This window comes from Streptomyces sp. NPDC001056, from assembly GCF_053598955.1.
Window position 1 is genome coordinate 1 of sequence record NZ_JBSFLI010000101.1, and the last position, 1718, is coordinate 1718.

2 protein-coding genes and 1 pseudogene are annotated in these 1718 nt (G+C 70.4%); all 3 read right to left on the reverse strand.

Features of this window, described 5'->3' with window-relative positions; translation table 11 throughout:
- Window positions 1–110, reverse strand: a pseudogene (locus tag ACWDD7_RS37660) (adenosylhomocysteinase); the annotation flags it as partial.
- A complete protein-coding gene (gene metF / locus ACWDD7_RS37665; RefSeq protein ID WP_351881735.1) occupies window positions 103–960 on the reverse strand; it encodes a methylenetetrahydrofolate reductase [NAD(P)H] in 858 nt (285 codons plus the stop codon). The pseudogene ACWDD7_RS37660 and the gene metF, both read right to left, overlap by 8 nt.
- Window positions 957–1718: vitamin B12 dependent-methionine synthase activation domain-containing protein (locus tag ACWDD7_RS37670; RefSeq protein WP_450460706.1), on the reverse strand; the 762-nt coding region annotated here is incomplete at its 5' end. The genes ACWDD7_RS37670 and metF, both read right to left, overlap by 4 nt.

Here is a 1718-nt window from a genome sequence, read left to right on the forward strand (position 1 = left end):
TTGCGGATCGCCATCAGGCCGGGCATCTCGTGCTCGGCGAGGGTGATCTCCTTGCGGCCGAACTCGGCCAGCGAGAGGTCGGCGACCTTGAAGTCGGGGGTGTCAGTGGACACTGAGGCTCCTCGATGCGTGGATGGTGCGGTGGATGTCCAGGGCCGCCGTCGAGCGGTTGAGGGTGATGTAGTGCAGGCCGGGGGCGCCTTCGTCGAGGAGGCGGTCGGCCATGGCGACGGCGTGGTCGACGCCGATGCGGTGCGAGGTCGCGGGGTCGTCGCGGGCCGCTTCCAGGCGATGGGCGAGGTCTTCCGGGAAGGTGGCCGCGCTGAGTTCGGCGAAGCGGCGGATCTGGCGTACGTCGGTGGCGGGCATGATCTCCGGGATGATCGGTGTGTCGCAGCCGGCGGCGGCGACGCGGTCCCTGAGCCGGAGGTAGTCGTCCACGTCGAAGAACATCTGCGTGATGGCGTAGTCGGCGCCCGCCCTGCACTTGGCCACGAAGTGCCGCAGATCGGTCTCGGCGTCGGGCGAACGCGGGTGGCCTTCCGGGAAGGCGGCGACGCCGATGGTGAAGTCGCCTAGGGAGCGCAGGAGTTCGACCAGCTGACGGGTGTACGTGAGGCCGCGCGGATGCGGGACCCAGGGCCCCTGCGGGTCGCCGGGCGGATCGCCGCGCAGGGCGAGGACGTTGGTGATCCCCGCGTCCGCGTAGCTGCCGATGATGTGCCGCAGCTCGGCGACCGAGTGCCCCACGGCCGTCAGGTGGGCCGCGGGACGCAGGGTGGTCTCGGCGGCGATCCGCCGGGTGAGGGCCACCGTACGATCCCGGGAGGATCCGCCCGCGCCGTAGGTGACCGACACGAAGTCCGGCCGCAACGACTCGACCTTGCGCACCGCGTTCCACAGGGTGCGCTCACCCGCCGCGGTCTTGGGCGGGAAGAACTCGAAGGAGAACGTCGTCATGAGCGCCGCCCGGCGTTGAAGTAACCCGCTTCGGGGTGGTGCACGACGATGGCGTCCGTGGACTGCTCGGGGTGGAGCTGGAACTCCTTCGAGAGGTGGACGCCGATCCGCTCGGGCTCCAGCAGCTTGGCGATCTTGGCGCGGTCCTCCAGGTCGGGGCACGCCGGGTAACCGAGGGAGTAGCGGCACCCCTGGTACTCGGTGCGGAGCATGCCCGCGAGCCGGGCCGGATCGGCACCGGAGATGCCGAGTTCGGTGCGGACGCGGGCGTGCCAGTACTCGGCGAGGGCCTCGGCCAACTGGACGGACAGGCCGTGCAGTTCGAGGTAGTCGCGGTAGGCGTCGGTCTCGAAGAGCCTGGCCGTCTCCTCGCCGATGCGGGAGCCGACGGTGACGACCTGGAAGCCGACGACGTCGGTCTCGCCGGACTCCTCCGGGCGGAAGAAGTCGGCCAGGCAGAGCCTGCGGCCATGGCCTTGCCGGGGGAACGTGAAGCGGGTGAGTTCGGCGCCGTGCTCGTCCAGGACGATGAGGTCGTCGTCCTTGGACACGCACCGGAAGTAGCCGTGGACCACGGCCGCCTCCAGCAGGCCACGGGTGCGGAGCAGATCGAGCCACCTGCGCAGCCGGGGCCGGCCCTCGGACTCGATCGTGTCGCGGTCGAGCCCCCACTGGCCCTTGAAGAGGGCGCCCTCGTCGAGCCAGGACGCGTACTCCTTGAGCTGGATGCCCTTGATGACGCGGGTGCCCCAGAACGG